Here is a 16,613-nt window from a genome sequence, read left to right on the forward strand (position 1 = left end):
CATGATTACTCACGCAGTCGCCTGACCAGCGCGGAGTCCTCCCCGTTGACCTCGAACTCCGCCAGGACCAGGCTCAGCGCCTCGCGGACCAACCGGCCGCGGTCGACCGCCAGGCCGTGCTCGCCGCGCAGCCGCAGCCGCACCTGCTCGATCTCCATCAGCTCCGCCGAGGTGACGTAGACCGTCATCTTCTCGTCGTGCCGGATCCGGCCCGACGGCCGCTTGGTGCCCGACCGGTCGGTCTCCGGGGCGTCCGGCACCGCCCGCACGGTGCGATCGGAGCGGTCGGGGCGGTCGGTGCCGGGGTCGGCGGTGGGGCGGAAGAGGTCGTCGGCGGTGGGCAGGCTCACGCGTCGAGGCACCGCAGCGCCACCTCCTTCGCGAGCTGGCGGTAGGCCTCGGCCCCCGAGGAACCCGACGCGTACGACGTGATCGGCTCGCCGGCGACGGTGGAGTCGCTGAACTTCACGGTGCGGCGGATGACGGTGTGGAACACCTTGTCGCCCCACGCCTGCACCAGCCGCTCCAGCACCTCGCGGCCGTGCAGGGTGCGGCCGTCGTACATCGTGCCGAGGACGCCGTCGATCTCGAGCTTGGGGTTGAGCCGCTCCTGCACCTTGTCGATGGTGTTCTTGAGCAGCGCGACCCCGCGGAGGGCGAAGTACTCGCACTCCAGCGGCACGATCACGCCGTCGGACGCGGTGAGCGCGTTGACCGTGAGCAGGCCGAGGGACGGCTGGCAGTCGATGAGGATGACGTCGTAGTGCTCGATCGCCGGCGCCAGGACCCGCTGCAGCGTCTGCTCGCGGGCGACCTCGTGGACCAGCTGCACCTCCGCGGCCGACAGGTCGATGTTCGACGGCAGCAGGTCCATGCCGGGCACCCCGGACGGCACGACCACGTCGTCGATGCGCACGTCGCGCTCCAGGAGGAGGTTGTAGACCGTCAGCTCCATCTCGTGCGGGTTGAGGCCGAGACCGACCGACAGCGAGCCCTGGGGGTCGAAGTCGACGAGCAGCACCTTGCGGCCGAACTCGGCGAGGGCGGCACCGAGGTTGATCGTGGTCGTCGTCTTGCCGACGCCGCCCTTCTGGTTGCACATCGAGATCACCCGCGCCGGGCCGTGCTCGGTCACCGGGCGGGGGTCGGGCAGCTCGGGCATCGGCCGGCCGGTCGGGCCGAGCCGCGCCTCGGCCGGGGCGGCCGGAGCGGGCTCCTCGGCGACCGTCGTCGCGGTCGGGCCCTCGGCAGGGAAGGGAAGGGGATCGGTCACGTCGCTCTTTTCCGGGATCCTGGCTCGCGGCGGCATGTCCGGCGCGCTCGAACCTAGAAGAACCCACCCATCATCGGCATGCCACCTCGGACCCATCACGGGCTGCTTCCCCACAGCCCTGACCAGTTGATGCGTCCAGTCAACAATGTCGACACGGCGACATTGCGGCGGCGCGCCGGGCCGATCGGGATCGGTCGGGATCGGTCGGGATCGGTCGCGACCACCCTCGGTGTCCGGGTCAGCCGCCCAGCCTGCGCATGGCGTCGACGAGCACCACCGCCTCGCCGACCTCGTCGGACGCGGCGAGGTCGACGACCGCCTCGACGACCCAGTCGTGGTGGCCGGCGGGGTCGTGGAGCGTCTGGGTGGCGCGACGGACGCCGTCGACGGCCGCCTCGAACGTGAACAGCTGCGGCCCGCGGGCGTCGGCGTCGGTGAGGACCTCGTCGTGCTCGTCGTAGTACCCGTCGAGCGCGGTCTCCCACCGGTCCCGCGTCATGGGGGTCTCGGGCGGGTGCACCGCGGACTCGGCGGCGGCCGCCTCGAGGGCGACCAGGCCGTCGAGGTCGTCGCGGGCGACCAGCTCCACGCGGCGCCACAGCGCGTTGCGCACCATGACGTCGAACACCCGGCCCTGCTGCGACAGGGGGACGCGGCGGCGGGGGCGGCGCGTGCTCGCGGACGGCGCGGGAGGCGTGGTCGGGGTCGGAGAGCGCCTCCCACTCGTCGAGCAGGGAGGAGTCGACCTGTCGCACGGTCTCGTCCAGCCACTCCCACCAGCAGGTCGAGCTCGTCGGTGCGGCGGGCGGCCGGCACGACCTGCCGCAGCGCCCGGTAGGCGTCGGTGAGGTAGCGCAGGACCAGGCCCTCGGAGCGGGCGACCTGGTAGCGGGAGACCAGGTCGGTGAACCCCATGCCCTGCTCCCACATCTGGCGGACCACCGACTTCGGCACCAGCGCGTCCGGGGAGAGCCACGGCTGGCGCTCGCGGTAGGTCTCGTAGAGCGGCTCGAGCAGGTCCGCGAGCGGCTCGGGCCAGGTGACGTCCTCGATCAGCGCCATCCGCTCGTCGTACTCCACGCCCTCGGCCTTCAGCGCGGAGATCGCCTCGCCGCGCGCCGCGTGCTGCTGCGCCATCAGCAGCGGCCGCGGCGCCTCGAGGACGGCCTCGACCACGGAGACGACGTCGAGGGTGTACGTCGGCACCGCGGGGTCGAGCACGTCGAGGACCGCGAGCGCGAAGTGCGACAGCGGCTGGTTGAGCGCGAAGGTGTCGGGCAGCGCCTCGGTGAGCACGTAGCGCCGGCCCCGCTCGTCGACCTCGTCGAGACGGGTGAGCACGCCGGAGGCGACGAGCGTACGTGCCAGCCGCACCGCCCGGCGGGCCAGCCGCAGCTGGCCGCGCCGGTCCTCGTGGTTGTCGGTCATCAGCCGCCGCATGACGCCGAAGGCGTCCTCCTCGCGGGCCGCGACGTTGACCAGCATCGCGTTGTCGACCTTCATCTGCGACTTCAGCGGCTCCGGCCTGCCCTCCACCAACTTCCCGAAGGTCTGCTCGGTCCACACCACGGTGCCCTCGGGCGGCTTCTTCAGCTGCGGCTTCGACTTCTTCTTCGGGTTGGCCGCGTTGCGGGCCTCCGCCTTGGCCTTGGCCTTCTCGTTCTCGATCACGTGCTCGGGCGCCTGGACCACGACGTAGCCGGCGGTGTCGAACCCCGCCCTCCCGGCCCGGCCGGCGATCTGGTGGAACTCCCGCGCGCGGAGCACCCGCTGCCGCTGGCCGTCGAACTTCGCCAGGCCGGTGAACAGCACCGTGCGGATCGGCACGTTGACGCCGACGCCGAGGGTGTCGGTGCCGCAGATGACGGTCAGCAGGCCGGCCTGTGCGAGCTGCTCGACCAGTCGCCGGTAGCGCGGCAGCATGCCGGCGTGGTGGACGCCGATCCCCCTTGCGCAGCAGCTTGGACAGGGTCTTCCCGAAGCCGGCCGCGAACCGGACGCCGGCCAGCCGCTCGGCGATCTCCTCGCGGGCCTCGGCCCGGGACTGGAACCGGCCGCGGGCGAGCAGCACGGTCGCGTGCTCGACGGCTGCCGCCTGGGTGAAAGTGCACGACGTAGACCGGCGCCTGGCCGGTGGTGACCAGCTCCTCGAGGGTCTCGTCGAGCGGTGTGAGCGACCAGGAGAAGCTCAGCGGCACCGGTCGCACCGCGTCGTGGACGACGGCGGTCGCCCGGCCGTTGCGGCGGGTGAGGTCGGCGGCCAGCCCGGTCACGTCGCCCAGCGTGGCCGACATCAGCAGGAACTGGGCCTGGGGCAGCTCGAGCAGCGGCACCTGCCACGCCCAGCCGCGGCCCGGCTCGCCGTAGAAGTGGAACTCGTCCATCACGACCAGCCCGACGTCGGCGCGGGTGCCCCTCCCCGCAGGGCGATGTTGGCGAGCACCTCCGCCGTGCAGCAGATGATCGGCGCGTCGGCGTTGACCGCCACGTCGCCGGTCAGCATGCCGACGTCGTCGGCGCCGAAGACCTCGCACAGGTCGAAGAACTTCTCGCTCACCAGCGCCTTGATGGGCGCGGTGTAGAAAGACACCCGGTCCTCGGCCAGCGCGAACATGTGGGCGGCCAGCGCGACCAGGGACTTGCCCGAGCCGGTGGGCGTCGCGAGCACCACGTTGTCGCCGGCGAGCAGCTCCAGGATCGCCTCCTCCTGGTGCGGGTACAGCTCGAGGCCGCGCGCCTCGGCGTGCGCGAGGACCCGCTCGTAGGCCGCGTCGGCCCCGTCGACGACCGTGCCGTCAGCCATGGCGTGCCCTCGGGTGGGCGGTCGCGAACACCTCGCGCAGGTTGTCGACCGTCACCAGGGTGTAGACCTGGGTCGTCGTCACCGACGCGTGGCCGAGCAGCTCCTGCACGACACGGACGTCGGCGCCACCGTCGAGCAGGTGGGTGGCGAACGAGTGTCGCAAGGTGTGCGGCGAGACGTCCTTGCTGACCCCGGCGCGCTCGGCGGCGCGGACCAGCACCGCCCACGCCGACTGCCGCGACAGCCGGCCGCCGCGCGCGTTGAGGAACAGCGCCGGCGTCCCCCGTCCCTCGGCCAGCAACGCGGGCCGGCCGCGGACCAGGTACGCCGACAGCGCGGTGCGGGCGTAGGAGCCGACCGGCACCACCCGCTCCTTGCCGCCCTTGCCACGCAGCAGCACGACCCCCTCGGCGTCGTCGACGTCGACGTCGTCGACGTCGAGGCCCACGGCCTCCGAGATGCGCGCGCCGGTGCCGTAGAGCAGCTCCAGCAGCGCGCGGTCGCGCAGCGCGAGCGTCGTGCCGGGGGCGCCCGCGGCCTCGAGGATCGCCTCGACGTCGGCCAGGGGCAGCGCCTTCGGCAACCGCTTGGCCGGGGTGGGCGGCCGCACGGCGGCGGCGGGGTCGGCGGTCGCCAGGCCGTCGGCCACCGCGAACCGGTGGAAGCCGCGGACGGCGACGACGGTGCGCGCCGCCGACGAGGCGCTCAGCGCGGGGTGCCGGGCGTCGCCCTCCCGCAGCCGGACCAGGAAGTCGGTCACCGTCGCCTCCGACACCGCGTCGAGCGCGTCGATCCCGGCCTCCGCGAGGTGCTCCCGGTAGCGGCGCAGGTCGCGGCGGTAGGACGAGAGCGTGTTGGCGGCCAGGCCCTTCTCCACGGAGAGGTGGTCGAGGTACGTGCGGATCGCACGGTCCAACGGGCCGGGAGTCTGCACCTGGTCAGGCCAGCGCCTCGTCGAGGGCCACCGGCGCGATCCCGACGGCCTCGCCGACCGGGGCGCTGGTGAGCCGGCCGGCGTGGGTGTTGAGGCCGAGGGCGAGGCTGCGGTCGTCGCGGCAGGCCTGCTGCCAGCCCTTGTCGGCCAGCGCGACGACGTAGGGCAGGGTCGCGTTCGTCAGAGCGTAGGTGGAGGTGTTGGGCACCGCCCCGGGCATGTTGGCGACGCAGTAGAACGTGGAGCCGTGCACCGCGAACGTCGGGTCCGCGTGGGTGGTCGGGCGGGTGTCCTCGAAGCAGCCGCCCTGGTCGACGGCGATGTCGACGAGCACCGAGCCGGGCTTCATCTCCGAGACCAGCTGGTTGCTCACCAGCTTGGGTGCGGCGGCGCCCGGGATGAGCACCGCCCCGATCACCAGGTCGGCCTCGCGGACCTGCTCCTGGATCGCCAGCCTCGACGACGCCAGCCCGTGCACCCGGTTGTTGTAGCGCCAGAACGACATCCGGAGCTTGTCGAGGTCGGTGTCGAGCAGGGTGACGTCGGCGCCCATGCCGAGCGCGATGTTGGCGGCGTTCTGGCCGGCGACCCCGGCGCCGATCACGACGACCTTGGCGTTGGCGACCCCGCCGACACCGCCGAGGAGGACTCCCCGGCCGCCGTTGGCCTTGAGCAGTGCGTGCGCCCCCACCTGCGGTGCCAGGCAGCCCGCCACCTCCGACATCGGGTAGAGCAGCGGCAACCCGCCGGAGGGCAGCTGCACGGTCTCGTAGGCGATGGCGGTGACCTCGCGTGCGACCAGCTCCTCGGTCAGCTCCTTGTCCGCCGCGAGGTGCAGGAAGGTGAACAGCACCAGCCCCGGGCGCAGCCGGTGGTACTCCTCGGCGACCGGCTCCTTCACCTTCAGCACCAGGTCGGCGCCGCCCCACACCTCGTCGGCCGACGTCAGCATCCGCGCGCCCGCGGCGACGTACTCCTCGTCGGGGATCCCCGACGGCACACCCGCGTCGGCCTCGATCAGCACCTCGTGCCCGTGCGCCACCAGCTCGTGCACCCCGATCGGGGTGATCGCCACGCGGTACTCGTGGTTCTTGACTTCCTTCGGGACGCCGAGCTTCACGAGCGCGACGATATACCCGCGTGGTACCGCAGCGTGGCCAGCGCGAGCGGCGCCTCTCGGACCCGGCCGTCGAGCACGGCGGCCAGCAGGTCGCGGAACGGCACCCAGAGCACCTCGAGCTGTGCCTCCTCGTGCTCGGGGTCGAAGTCGTTGTCGACGGCGGTCAGGCCGCGGGCGACGTAGACGTGGTGGACCTCGCTGCTGATCCCCGGCGACGGGTACGCCGTCAGCAGGTGCTGCCACTCGGCCGCCTCGAGGGCGACCTCCTCGCGCAGCTCCCGCTTCGCGGTCTCGACCGGGTCCTCCCCGGGCACGTCGCAGATCCCGGCGGGCAGCTCGACGAAGGTGCCGCCCGCGGCGTGCCGGTACTGCCGGATCAGGCAGACGTGCTCCTCGCCGTCCCGGTCCTCCAGGGCGAGCACAAGCGCCGCGCCCGGGTGCTCCAGCACCAGCCGCCCGAACGGCTCGGTGCCGTCGTCGGGCGGGTGGACCTGGTCGCGGCGCAGCGCCACCACCCAGTCGTCGCGGTGCAGGTCGGTGGAGCCGACCACCGGCCACTCCCCGGTGCGTCGACGAGCCGCTCGTCGGTCACTGCTCGGCCGGCTCGGGGTGGAGGACCGACTCGTCGAGCGGGATCCGCAGCTCGCGCTGACGGTCGAGGGCGGCGCCCACCAGCCCCGCGAACAGCGGGTGCGGGCGGGTCGGTCGCGAGCGGAGCTCGGGGTGCGCCTGGGTGGCGACGTAGTAGGGATGGACGTCGCGGGGCAGCTCGACGAACTCGACCAGGTCGAGCTCGGTGTTGAGGCCCGAGAACACCAGGCCGGCCTCGGCGAGCTTGTCGCGGTAGGCGTTGTTGACCTCGTAGCGGTGGCGGTGCCGCTCCTCGATGGCGGTCGAGCCGTAGGCCTCGGCGACGATCGAGCCGTCGGCGAGCCGGGCCGGGTAGAGACCGAGCCGCATCGTGCCGCCGAGGTCACCGTCACCCGCGACGATGTCCTTCTGCTCCGCCATGGTCGCGATCACCGGCTCCGGCGTCTGCGGGTCGAACTCGGTGGAGCCGGCCGACTCGAGGCCGAGCACGTTGCGGCTGTACTCGATGACCATGCACTGCAGGCCCAGGCAGAGGCCGAGGGTCGGGATGCCGTGGGTGCGCGCGTAGTGCAGGGCACCCAGCTTGCCCTCGATGCCGCGCACGCCGAAGCCCCCGGGCACGCAGACGGCGTCGACGTCGTGGAGGTGCCGGGCGGCACCAGCGGGCGTCTGGCACTCGTCGGACGGGATCCAGCGCAGGTCGACCATGGTGTCGTGGGCGAAGCCGCCCGCCCGGAGCGCCTCCGCCACCGACAGGTAGGCGTCGTGGAGGTCGACGTACTTGCCGACCAGCGCGACCACGACCTCCTCCTTCGGGTGGTGGACGCGACGGAGCAGGTCGTCCCAGTCGGTCCAGTCCACGTCGCGGAACGGCAGGTTGAGCCGGCGGACGACGTAGGCGTCGAGCCCCTCGCTGTGCAGCACCTTGGGGATGTCGTAGATCGACGGCGCGTCGGCCGCGGTGACCACGGCCTCCTGGTCGACGTCGCACATCAGCGAGATCTTGCGCTTGATCGACTCCGGCAGCTCCCGGTCCGCGCGGCACACCACGGCGTCGGGCTGGATGCCGACCTGCCGCAGGGCGGCGACGGAGTGCTGGGTCGGCTTCGTCTTCAGCTCGCCGGAGGGGCCGATGTAGGGCACCAGCGAGACGTGGAGGAAGAAGCAGTTGTCGCGGCCGATGTCGTGGCGCACCTGGCGGGCCGCCTCGAGGAACGGCAGCGACTCGATGTCGCCGACGGTGCCGCCGACCTCGGTGATCACGATGTCGACGGGCTCCGGGCCGCGGCCCATCGCCAGGATCCGGTCCTTGATCTCGTTGGTGATGTGCGGGATCACCTGGACCGTGTCACCGAGGTACTCGCCCTTGCGCTCCTTGGCGATCACCTGCGAGTACACCTGGCCGGTCGTGACGTTGGCGATCTGGCTGAGGTCGGTGTCGAGGAACCGCTCGTAGTGCCCGATGTCGAGGTCGGTCTCGGCCCCGTCGTTGGTGACGAACACCTCGCCGTGCTGGAACGGGTTCATCGTCCCCGGGTCGACGTTGAGGTAGGGGGTCCAGCTTCTGCATCGTCACCCGCAGCCCGCGGCTGCGCAGCAGCCGACCGAGGCTGGAGGCCGTCAGTCCCTTCCCCCAACGAGGAGGCGACGCCCCCGGTCACGAACAGGTGCTTGGTCGTTCCACTCGGGGGGCCATCTTCACGGGATTCCACCCTATCGGTCGGTCGAGGGGTCGGGCACCATCGGCGGCTGCGTGTTCTGCGCCATCTCGAGCAGCTCGCGGGCGTGGGCGAGCGCGGAGTCGGAGCCGGCGAGGCCGGCCAGCATGCGGGACAGCTCCTGCTCGCGGCCGGCGTCGTCGAGCGTGGCCAGGCCGGAGCTGGTCACCGACCCGTCGCTGGCCTTCCGCACCACGACGTGCCGGTCGGCGAAGGCGGCGACCTGGGGCAGGTGGGTCACGACCAGCACCTGGGCGTGCCGGGCCAGGGCGGCCAGGCGGCGACCGATCTCGACGGCCGCGGCGCCGCCCACGCCGGCGTCGACCTCGTCGAAGACGAACGTCGGCACCGGGTTGGTGCCGGCCAGGCACACCTCGACCGCCAGCATCACCCGCGACAGCTCGCCCCCGGAGGCGCCCTTGTGCAACGGCCGCGGCTCGGAGCCGGTGTTGGCGGCGAGCAGCAGCTCGACCTCGTCGACGCCGTGGCGGGTGAACCGCAGCCAGCGGTCACCGACGAGGAGCGCGTCGGGCGGCGGGTGCGCCGGGTCGCCGGGTGCGGCCGTCGCCCGCTGGGCCACCCGCACCTCGAGCCGGGCGTCGGGCATCGCGAGCAGCCCGAGCTCGTCGGTGACGGCGGCGGCGAGCCGCCCGGCGGCCTCCGACCGGGCGTCCGTCAGCGCCGAGGCGAGGTCGGCGAGCCTCGAGCGGAGCACGGTCCGCGCCGCGGTCAGCCGCTCGATCGTCTCGTCGGTCGAGTCGAGCTCGACCAGGCGGGTGGCGGCCTGGGCGCCCCAGCCGAGCACCTCGTCGACGGTGTCGCCGTACTTGCGGGTCAGCGCCGTCAACGCCGCTCGGCGCTCGGACACCGCGGCGAGCCGCTGCGGGTCGGTCTCGATGCGGGAGGCGTACGACGCCACGTCGGCGGCGAGGTCGCTCAGCAGGTAGGTCACCTCGGCGACCCGGTCGGCCAGCTCACCGGCCTCGGGGTCGTGGTCGCGGACGCCGTCGAGGAGGCCGCGGGCGGCGGCGACCGCGGCGAGCGCGTCGGGCGAGCCCTGCTCGCTCGACAGCGCCTCCCGGGCCTGCTCGGCGGCCGTGCGGAGGGTGTCGGAGTGCCCCAGCCGCGCCTCCTCGGCGGCGAGGTCGGCGTCCTCCCCTGGTTGGGGCGAGACCGCCGAGATCTCCTCGACGCCGAACCGCAGCAGGTCGGCCTCGCGGGCCCGCTCGCGGGCGGTGGCCACGACCTCGGCCAGCTCGCGCTCGGTCGCGACCAGCTCGTCGTGCGTGGCGGCGTACTCCTGGAGCAGCGGCCCGACCCGGTCGTGGCCGAACTGGTCGAGGGGCCGCCCGCTGCGTGCTCGCCCGCAGCAGCCGGTGCTGGTCGGACTGCCCGTGCACCGCCACCAACGGCTCGGCGACCTCCGCCAGGGTGGCGACCGGCACGCCCGCGCCGCCGACGTAGGCCCGCGACCGGCCCTCGGCGCTCACGTTGCGGGCGAGCACGACCTGGTCGTCCTCGACCGCGCCGCCGGCCTCCTCGACCGCGGCGGCCAGCGTCGGCAGCCCGGTGCTGCGGACGACGCCCTCGACCCGCGCCTGCTTGGCACCGACCCGCACGGCCCCGCTGTCCGCCCGGCCGCCGAGGAGCAACCCGAGCGCGGTCACCACCATCGTCTTGCCCGCACCGGTCTCGCCGGTCAGGACGGTGAGCCCCGGTCCGAGCTCGAGGACCGAGGCGTCGATGACCCCGAGCGAGCCGATCCGGATCTCCTCGATCACGACCGGCTCCGCCTCTTCTCGGCCGCGCCTCTCCACCCCTCCACGGAGAGCCCGAACTTGGCGACGAGCCGGTCGGCGAACGGCGCCTCGTGGAGCCGGACCAGGCGCACCGGCCGGAGCCCGCGGCTCACCTCGATGCGCGCCCCGGGCGGCAGGTCGACGCTGCGCCGGCCGTCGCACCACAGGACGCCGGCGCCCTCGGTGCCGGCGAGCACCTCGATCGCGATCACCGACGACGGACCGACCACCATCGGCCGGGCGAAGAGCGCGTGGGCGCTCAGCGGGACGATGCAGAGCGCCTCGACCTGCGGCCAGACGATCGGCCCGCCGGCGCTGAAGTTGTAGGCGGTCGACCCGGTCGGCGTGGCACAGACGACGCCGTCGCAGCCCCAGCGCGACAGGGGGCGGCCGTCGATCTCGACCACCACCTCCAGCATCCGCTCGCGCGCGGCCTTCTCGACGCTCGCCTCGTTGACGGCGAACGTGGAGTAGACCAGCGCGCCGTCGAGGTAGGCGCGCACGTCGAGCGTCAGCCGGTCCTCGGTGGAGTAGCGCTGCTCGATGATCGCCTCGATGGTGGCGGCGACGTCCTCGTGCTCGGCCTCGGCGAGGAAGCCGACGTGGCCGAGGTTGACGCCCAGCACGGGCGTGAGCCGCTCGTGGGTCACCTCGGCGGCGCGGAGGATGCTGCCGTCGCCGCCGATGACGACGGTGAGCTCGCAGCCGCGGCTGGCGTCGGTCTCGGAGTCGGTCAGCTCCACCGCCGGCACGTAGTCGCCGGGACCGACGCCGAGGTCCTCGGCCTCCGAACGCAGGAGGCGGACGACGATGCCGTGGCCGGTGAGCTCCTTGACGAACGCCCGGGCGACGTCACGGGCCTCGTCGCGCCCGGTGTGGGCGAGGACGAGGACCCGGCGGGTCGTGTCGGCTGACGTCGTCACGGGATCAGTGTGTCCTACTCCCCGACTCGGCCTCGGCCGACTCCGCCTGCGCCGGCTCCGGCTCCGTTCGGCCCAGGTCGTCGGTCCCCCGGCGGACGACATCGGCGATCCTCGCCCGGTCGACGGTCGCGGCTCCCCCGGCGCAGCCACAGGAAGAACTCGACGTTGCCGGACGGCCCGGGCAGCGGGCTGACCGTGACGCCGTGCGCCCCCCAGCCGCGGTCGGCGGCGGCGTCGGCGACGCCGAGCACCGCGTCGGCCCGCAGCCCCGGGTCGCGCACCACGCCGCCCTTGCCGACCCGGTCCTTGCCGACCTCGAACTGGGGCTTCACCATCAGGGCGAGGTCGCCGTCGGCCCGGGTCACGCCCAGGAGCGCGTCGAGAACCAGCGACAGCGAGATGAACGAGAGGTCGCCCACCACGACGTCGACGGGCCCACCGACGAGGTCCGGGGTGAGGGCGCGGACGTTCTGGCGGTCGTGCACGACGACCCGCGGGTCCTGGCGCAGCGACCAGTGGAGCTGGCCGTAGCCCACGTCGACCGCGACCACCTCCGCGGCGCCGGCGCGCAGCAGGACGTCGGTGAACCCGCCGGTCGACGCCCCGGCGTCGAGACACCGTCGGCCCGCGACCGTGAACCCGGCCGGGCCGAAGACGGCGAGTGCTCCGGCGAGCTTGTGCGCCCCGCGGGAGACGTAGTCCGGACCGTGCTCGGCCTCGCTGACCACGATGGCGACGTCGGTCGTGACCCCGGTCGCCGGCTTGGTGGCGACCGTGCCGGAGACGCGGACCCGGCCGTCCGCGACGAGCTGCGCAGCCCGCTCGCGCGACGGCGCGAGGCCGCGCCGCACGAGCTCGGCGTCGAGCCGGAGCCGGCGGGGCGGCACGGTCAGGCGGACCCGTCGGGCGGGTCGTCCAGCGTCCGGCGCAGCTCGGCGTGCGCGGTCTCGAAGACCGCCGCGTGCTCCTCGAGGGGACGCTCGTCGAGCCCGGCGACGCGGTCGAGGACCTCGTCGATCGACGCGATGCCGGTCGGCTCGAAGCCGCTCCGCTCCACGGCGTCGGCGGTCACGGGTTCGTCGGTCATGGCAGCGAGGCTACGGCATCGGGGGCCGGCGGCCCGGGCACCACCGCCCCGGTCGTGTCCACGGTCGAGCCGGTGGCGTCCAGGTGCGCCCACGCCGCCGCGGCGGCGGCCCGCCACCAGTCGTCGGGGGTGCCCCTCGCCGGTCACCGCCAAGGCACCGTCGCGGACCGCGGCGACCCAGCCACCTGCCCGCCACCCATTGCCGTCGTCAGCCAGCCGCTGCGGGGCGGCGTGCGGGACGAGCAGCCCGCCGAGGTCGGTGGAGAGGTACGTCGGCCGCAGCGCGGGCGGCGCGTCGACCAGCTCCGGCAGGCCGGTGACCCCGGTGAGCACCAGCAGCGCCGGCACACCGGCGCGCTGCGCGCCCTCGATGTCGGTGTCGAGCCGGTCACCGACCATCAGCGGACGGCGCCCGCCCACCCGGCGTACGGTCTCGTCGAGCAGCGGGCGCTGCGGCTTCCCGGCGACCGCCGGCTCGACCCCGCTGAACCGGCGCAGCGTGTCGACCAGGACGCCGTGCCCGGGCGCCACGCCGAACGGCGTCGGGATCGTGGTGTCGGTGTTGCTGGCGACCCAGGGCAGCCCCTCGCGGATCCGGACGGCGACCCGCATGATGTCGCGCCACAGCACGTCCGGCCCGTAGCCGGTCACGACCGCCTCCGCGTCGTCGTCGACGCCGACGGGGCACAGCCCCTCCTCGCGGAGCGCGGCCTCGAGGCCGGGTCCGCCCAGGCACACGACGGGCACCCCGGCGCCGTGCCGCTCGACCACGAGGTGCGCGGCGGCCTGCGCCGACGTCACGACGTCCTCGGTCCGCGCCTCGACCCCGAGCGCGGTGAGGTGCTCGGCCACGACCTGCGGCGTCCGGGCGGCGTTGTTGGTGATGAACGCGAGCCGCATCCCCGCCCGGCGCACCGCCCGCAGGTGCTCGGGCGCGCCGGGGACGGCCTCACCGCCGACGTAGACCACCCCCGTCGAGGTCGAGCATCGCGAGGTCGTGGGCCGCCACCAGGGGATCCGAAGATGCGCTCAACACGGCCCCACCCTCTCAGGTGCGCTTCCGGTTCCTTCCTACGATGGCGCAATGCCCGACCCCGGCCGCTCCGGTCACACCGGCCACCTGGTGACACCCCCGTACGTCGCGGGCCCGCTGCGGCTGCTCCCGTTCCCCGGGATGATGCTCGCGCCGCAGCGCGTCGGTGACCCGTCGACGGGGCGGGCCTTCGCCCGGCCCTACCACGGGGTCGCCGCCCGGCTGACGCGCTGGCAGGCCCGCGGACTCCTGCGCCGGGACCGGGAACCCGCGCTCTACCTGCACGAGTACACCTCGGCCGGGATGACGGTGCGGGGCCTGGTAGGAGCGCTGGACGTGTCGCGTCGGGCCACGCGGCCCGAGGACCGTGCGGTGCTGCCCCACGAGGGGGATCCACCCGGCCCAGGCCGACGACCTCGCCGACCGGATGGCGGAGATGGGGCTCAACCCCGCTCCGATCCTCCTCGTCCACCACGCGACCCCGCCGCTGCAGGAGCTCGTCGCCGCGACGCTGGCGCGGACCCCCGAGCACCAGTTCACCGACCGCTCCGAGCAGCAGCACCGGGTCTGGGCGATCCGCGAGCCCCACCTGCTCGAGCAGGTCGCCGCCGAGCTGCGCGGCACGCGGGCGCTCATCGCCGACGGACACCACCGGTACGCGGCGTACCTGCGGCTCCAGCGCCGCGAGCCGGGCGGTCCGTGCGACCTCGGTCTCGCGATGCTGGTCGACCAGAGCACCACTCCCCTCTTCCTCGGCCCGATCCACCGCACCCTCGCCGGCACCTCGCTCGCCGACCTCCGCGACGCGGCGGAGAGCCTCGGCATGGCGTTTCACGCCCGACGCCAGCCCGAGGCGGTCGGCGCACTCGGCCCGTCGACGCTGGCAGCGACCGACGGCGAGGAGTGGGCGGTCCTCGAGCTCGACCTGCCGGCCGACCGGGCCGCCGTCGAGGTCCTCCACGGACAGCTCGTTCCCGCCCTGCCGCACGGCCCCGCCGCGGTCGGCTACCACCACACCGTCGATGACGCCCTGGCCCGCGCCGGGCCCTGGACGCGCGGTCGCCGTGCTGATGCCGGCACCCGCGGTCGAGCTGGTGCAGCGGATCGCCGAGGACGACCGGCTGCTCCCCGAGAAGGCCACGTCGTTCCAGCCCAAGCCGAGCCTCGGCGTGCTCATCCGGCCGTTGCGCGACGAACCACCCGCGCCGAGCTGACCTCCACCTCCACCCGCGACGCCGTCGCGCCGCCGGTGCGGAAGAACCGGCGGCGCAGCGCACCGGTCACCTCCACCTCGTCGCCCGGCTGCCAGCCGCCGAGCGACCGGCGCGGCCGGGCGTCCCAGGCGCAGCAGTCGATCACGTCGACGCTCGGGCTCCTGCGCCCGTCCCCCCGCACCCGCACCGGCGTGCGGGGCACGACCACCCGCGCCACGCACACCAGGTCCCCGCTCGGCAGCTCCCGCGTCTCCGGCGTCCCCGACACGGCACCCACCAGGTGCACCTCGTTGCGCGAGCCGGTCGACGGGCCCCTGCTCTTCTCGTTCCTCGTGCTCATCCGGCACCTCCTCGGGAGAAGCAAACGGGCCGGCGCCGACCTACCGCACGACCCCGGTCACGGCCTGTGGACGACGGCGGCCCGGCAGCGGCCTGTGGACGGGAAGTGGGCACGAGGCCGGGAAACAGGACGAGGATGCCGAACGGGCCACCAGTCTCCTGGTGGCCCGTTCGTAAGGTTTGTCCGGCGGCGTCCTACTCTCCCACAGCCTCTCGGTTGCAGTACCATCGGCGCTGGCAGGCTTAACTTCCGGGTTCGGGATGGGACCGGGTGTTTCCCTGCCGCTATGGCCGCCGTAACTCTATGCACGGGGGCGAGCCCCCCGTGGACCCCCCAAGAGACTTCCGGTGGCCGATCGGGATCAGCCGGCCCGGAATGATGGGGGTCGGGTTCTTGTGTGGACGCGAGACAAACACGCGTGTGTTTGTTGGTTGTGTTGGGGGTTTGTGTGGCAAGTGTTCGGCCTATTAGTACCGGTCGGCTGGGCATTGCTGCTGTACACCTCCGGCCTATCAACCCAATAGTCTGTTGGGGGCCTTACACCCTCACGGGGTGGGGAAACCTCATCTTGAAACGTGCTTCCCGCTTAGATGCGTTCAGCGGTTATCACTTCCGAACGTAGCTAACCAGCCCTGCCCCTGGCGGGACAACTGGCACACCAGAGGTTCGTCCATCCCGGTCCTCTCGTACTAGGGACAGCCTTTCTCAAGTTTCCTACGCGCGCGGCGGATAGGGACCGAACTGTCTCACGACGTTCTAAACCCAGCTCGCGTGCCGCTTTAATGGGCGAACAGCCCAACCCTTGGGACCTACTCCAGCCCCAGGATGCGACGAGCCGACATCGAGGTGCCAAACCATCCCGTCGATATGGACTCTTGGGGAAGATCAGCCTGTTATCCCCGGGGTACCTTTTATCCGTTGAGCGACCACGCTTCCACTCGCAGTGGCCGGATCACTAGTTCCGACTTTCGTCCCTGCTCGACATGTCTGTCTCACAGTCAAGCTCCCTTGTGCACTTACACTCGAAACCTGATTGCCAACCAGGCTGAGGGAACCTTTGAGCGCCTCCGTTACATTTTAGGAGGCAACCGCCCCAGTTAAACTACCCATCAGGCACTGTCCCTGAACCAGATCATGGCCCTAGGTTAGACATCTAGTACGACCAGAGTGGTATTTCAACGATGACTCCACCGACACTGGCGTGCCAGCTTCACAGTCTCCCACCTATCCTACACAAGCCGAACCAAACACCAATGCCAAACTATAGTAAAGGTCCCGGGGTCTTTCCGTCCTGCCGCGCGTAACGAGCATCTTTACTCGTAGTGCAATTTCGCCGAGTCCATGGTTGAGACAGCGCCCAAGTCGTTACTCCATTCGTGCAGGTCGGAACTTACCCGACAAGGAATTTCGCTACCTTAGGATGGTTATAGTTACCACCGCCGTTTACTGGGGCTTAAATTCTGAGCTTCGAGCTTGCGCTCTAACCCGTCCTCTTAACCTTCCAGCACCGGGCAGGAGTCAGTCCGTATACATCGTCTTACAACTTCGCACGGACCTGTGTTTTAGTAAACAGTCGCTTGGGCCTGGTCTCTGCGACCATCACCGCTTCCCCCAGCAAGTGGGTTCACGGATCAGGTCCCCCTTCTCCCGAAGTTACGGGGGCATTTTGCCGAGTTCCTTAACCATGGTTGTCTCGATCGCCTTGGTATTCTCTACCTGATCACCTGAGTCGGTTTGGGGTACGGGCGGCTCGTGGCTCGCTAGAGGTTTTTCTCGGC

The 16,613-nt window shown here is 72.3% G+C and carries 14 protein-coding genes, 2 rRNA genes and 2 pseudogenes (1 of these 18 running past the window's edge); 1 reads left to right on the forward strand and 17 read right to left on the reverse strand.

All coding sequences use genetic code 11. The features are described 5' to 3' along the window. Positions 1-5: 5 nt before the first annotated feature. From MF408_RS22725 to MF408_RS22785, 14 genes and pseudogenes are all read right to left on the reverse strand, one after another. Entirely contained in the window at positions 6-350 is a 345-nt protein-coding gene (locus MF408_RS22725; RefSeq protein ID WP_240249517.1) for a hypothetical protein, read from the reverse strand. Next, a complete protein-coding gene (locus tag MF408_RS22730) occupies positions 347-1,162 on the reverse strand; it encodes a ParA family protein (protein WP_240252126.1) in 816 nt (271 codons plus the stop codon). Before MF408_RS22730 ends, MF408_RS22725 begins: the two co-directional genes overlap by 4 nt. Before the next feature lie 349 nt (positions 1,163-1,511). Further along, positions 1,512-1,889 carry a DUF3516 domain-containing protein gene (locus tag MF408_RS27385; RefSeq protein WP_345893797.1) on the reverse strand — a complete coding sequence of 126 codons (378 nt, stop codon included), beginning with the start codon at positions 1,887-1,889 and terminating at the stop codon, positions 1,512-1,514. Positions 1,890-2,110: 221 nt separating this feature from the next. Beyond that, positions 2,111-3,196: pseudogene (locus MF408_RS27390) on the reverse strand (DUF3516 domain-containing protein); the annotation flags it as partial. Continuing rightward, the gene (locus MF408_RS27395) at positions 3,142-3,657 is read right to left on the reverse strand and encodes a hypothetical protein (protein WP_240249518.1); all 516 of its coding nucleotides are present in this window, start codon (positions 3,655-3,657) and stop codon (positions 3,142-3,144) included. The pseudogene MF408_RS27390 and the gene MF408_RS27395, both read right to left, overlap by 55 nt. After that, on the reverse strand, positions 3,657-4,076 hold the full coding sequence (locus tag MF408_RS27400; RefSeq protein WP_240249519.1) for a DEAD/DEAH box helicase: 420 nt from the start codon (positions 4,074-4,076) through the stop codon (positions 3,657-3,659). Before MF408_RS27400 ends, MF408_RS27395 begins: the two co-directional genes overlap by 1 nt. After that, positions 4,069-4,992, reverse strand: coding sequence for a site-specific tyrosine recombinase XerD (gene xerD, locus MF408_RS22750; RefSeq protein WP_240249520.1), 924 nt, complete (start codon positions 4,990-4,992; stop codon positions 4,069-4,071). Before xerD ends, MF408_RS27400 begins: the two co-directional genes overlap by 8 nt. Before the next feature lie 22 nt (positions 4,993-5,014). After that, positions 5,015-6,130: an alanine dehydrogenase gene (ald, locus tag MF408_RS22755; protein WP_240249521.1), complete on the reverse strand. Its 1,116-nt coding sequence runs from the start codon at positions 6,128-6,130 to the stop codon at positions 5,015-5,017. Then, positions 6,127-6,681 carry an NUDIX hydrolase gene (locus tag MF408_RS22760; protein ID WP_240249522.1) on the reverse strand — a complete coding sequence of 185 codons (555 nt, stop codon included), beginning with the start codon at positions 6,679-6,681 and terminating at the stop codon, positions 6,127-6,129. The genes ald and MF408_RS22760 overlap by 4 nt, the downstream gene beginning before the upstream one ends. 37 nt (positions 6,682-6,718) lie before the next feature. After that, positions 6,719-8,433: pseudogene (locus MF408_RS22765) on the reverse strand (CTP synthase). Position 8,434: 1 nt separating this feature from the next. Beyond that, on the reverse strand, positions 8,435-9,682 hold the full coding sequence (locus MF408_RS22770) for a hypothetical protein (RefSeq protein ID WP_345893798.1): 1,248 nt from the start codon (positions 9,680-9,682) through the stop codon (positions 8,435-8,437). 534 nt (positions 9,683-10,216) lie between these two features. After that, positions 10,217-11,161 carry an NAD kinase gene (locus MF408_RS22775; protein WP_240249523.1) on the reverse strand — a complete coding sequence of 315 codons (945 nt, stop codon included), beginning with the start codon at positions 11,159-11,161 and terminating at the stop codon, positions 10,217-10,219. Positions 11,162-11,175: 14 nt separating this feature from the next. Then, positions 11,176-12,048 (reverse strand): TlyA family RNA methyltransferase, encoded by an 873-nt coding sequence (locus MF408_RS22780; RefSeq protein WP_240249524.1) that lies wholly within the window; start codon positions 12,046-12,048, stop codon positions 11,176-11,178. Between the two features lie 2 nt (positions 12,049-12,050). Further along, a complete protein-coding gene (locus MF408_RS22785; RefSeq protein ID WP_240249525.1) occupies positions 12,051-13,217 on the reverse strand; it encodes an HAD hydrolase-like protein in 1,167 nt (388 codons plus the stop codon). A 1,086-nt stretch (positions 13,218-14,303) separates the two neighbouring features. On the opposite strand from MF408_RS22785, the gene MF408_RS22790 reads away from it, so the two are divergent. Continuing rightward, positions 14,304-14,495 carry a hypothetical protein gene (locus MF408_RS22790; protein WP_240249526.1) on the forward strand — a complete coding sequence of 64 codons (192 nt, stop codon included), beginning with the start codon at positions 14,304-14,306 and terminating at the stop codon, positions 14,493-14,495. On the opposite strand, the gene MF408_RS22795 is transcribed toward MF408_RS22790, so the two are convergent. The 3 genes from MF408_RS22795 to MF408_RS22805 form a co-directional block, all read right to left on the reverse strand. Then, positions 14,455-14,835 (reverse strand): single-stranded DNA-binding protein, encoded by a 381-nt coding sequence (locus tag MF408_RS22795; RefSeq protein WP_240249527.1) that lies wholly within the window; start codon positions 14,833-14,835, stop codon positions 14,455-14,457. The two genes, MF408_RS22790 and MF408_RS22795, sit on opposite strands and share 41 nt — an antisense overlap. Before the next feature lie 181 nt (positions 14,836-15,016). Next, positions 15,017-15,133, reverse strand: a 5S ribosomal RNA gene (gene rrf, locus MF408_RS22800). A 149-nt stretch (positions 15,134-15,282) separates the two neighbouring features. Then, a 23S ribosomal RNA gene (locus tag MF408_RS22805) occupies positions 15,283-16,613 on the reverse strand (it continues 1,830 nt past the right edge of the window).

Origin of the sequence: Nocardioides sp. TF02-7 (assembly GCF_022437945.1) — a bacterium.
Classification (GTDB): Bacteria; Actinomycetota; Actinomycetes; order Propionibacteriales; family Nocardioidaceae; genus Nocardioides.

Bases quoted from the DNA above. Each gene is read 5' to 3' on its own strand.
- MF408_RS22730 (WP_240252126.1), bottom strand. From the start codon at position 1,162: ATGCCCGAGCTGCCCGACCCCCGCCCGGTGACCGAGCACGGCCCGGCG.
- MF408_RS27395 (WP_240249518.1), bottom strand. From the start codon at position 3,657: ATGGACGAGTTCCACTTCTACGGCGAGCCGGGCCGCGGCTGGGCGTGG.
- MF408_RS22790 (WP_240249526.1), top strand. From the start codon at position 14,304: ATGACGCCCTGGCCCGCGCCGGGCCCTGGACGCGCGGTCGCCGTGCTG.
- MF408_RS22795 (WP_240249527.1), bottom strand. From the start codon at position 14,835: ATGAGCACGAGGAACGAGAAGAGCAGGGGCCCGTCGACCGGCTCGCGC.
- MF408_RS27385 (WP_345893797.1), bottom strand. From the start codon at position 1,889: ATGGTGCGCAACGCGCTGTGGCGCCGCGTGGAGCTGGTCGCCCGCGAC.
- MF408_RS27400 (WP_240249519.1), bottom strand. From the start codon at position 4,076: ATGGCTGACGGCACGGTCGTCGACGGGGCCGACGCGGCCTACGAGCGG.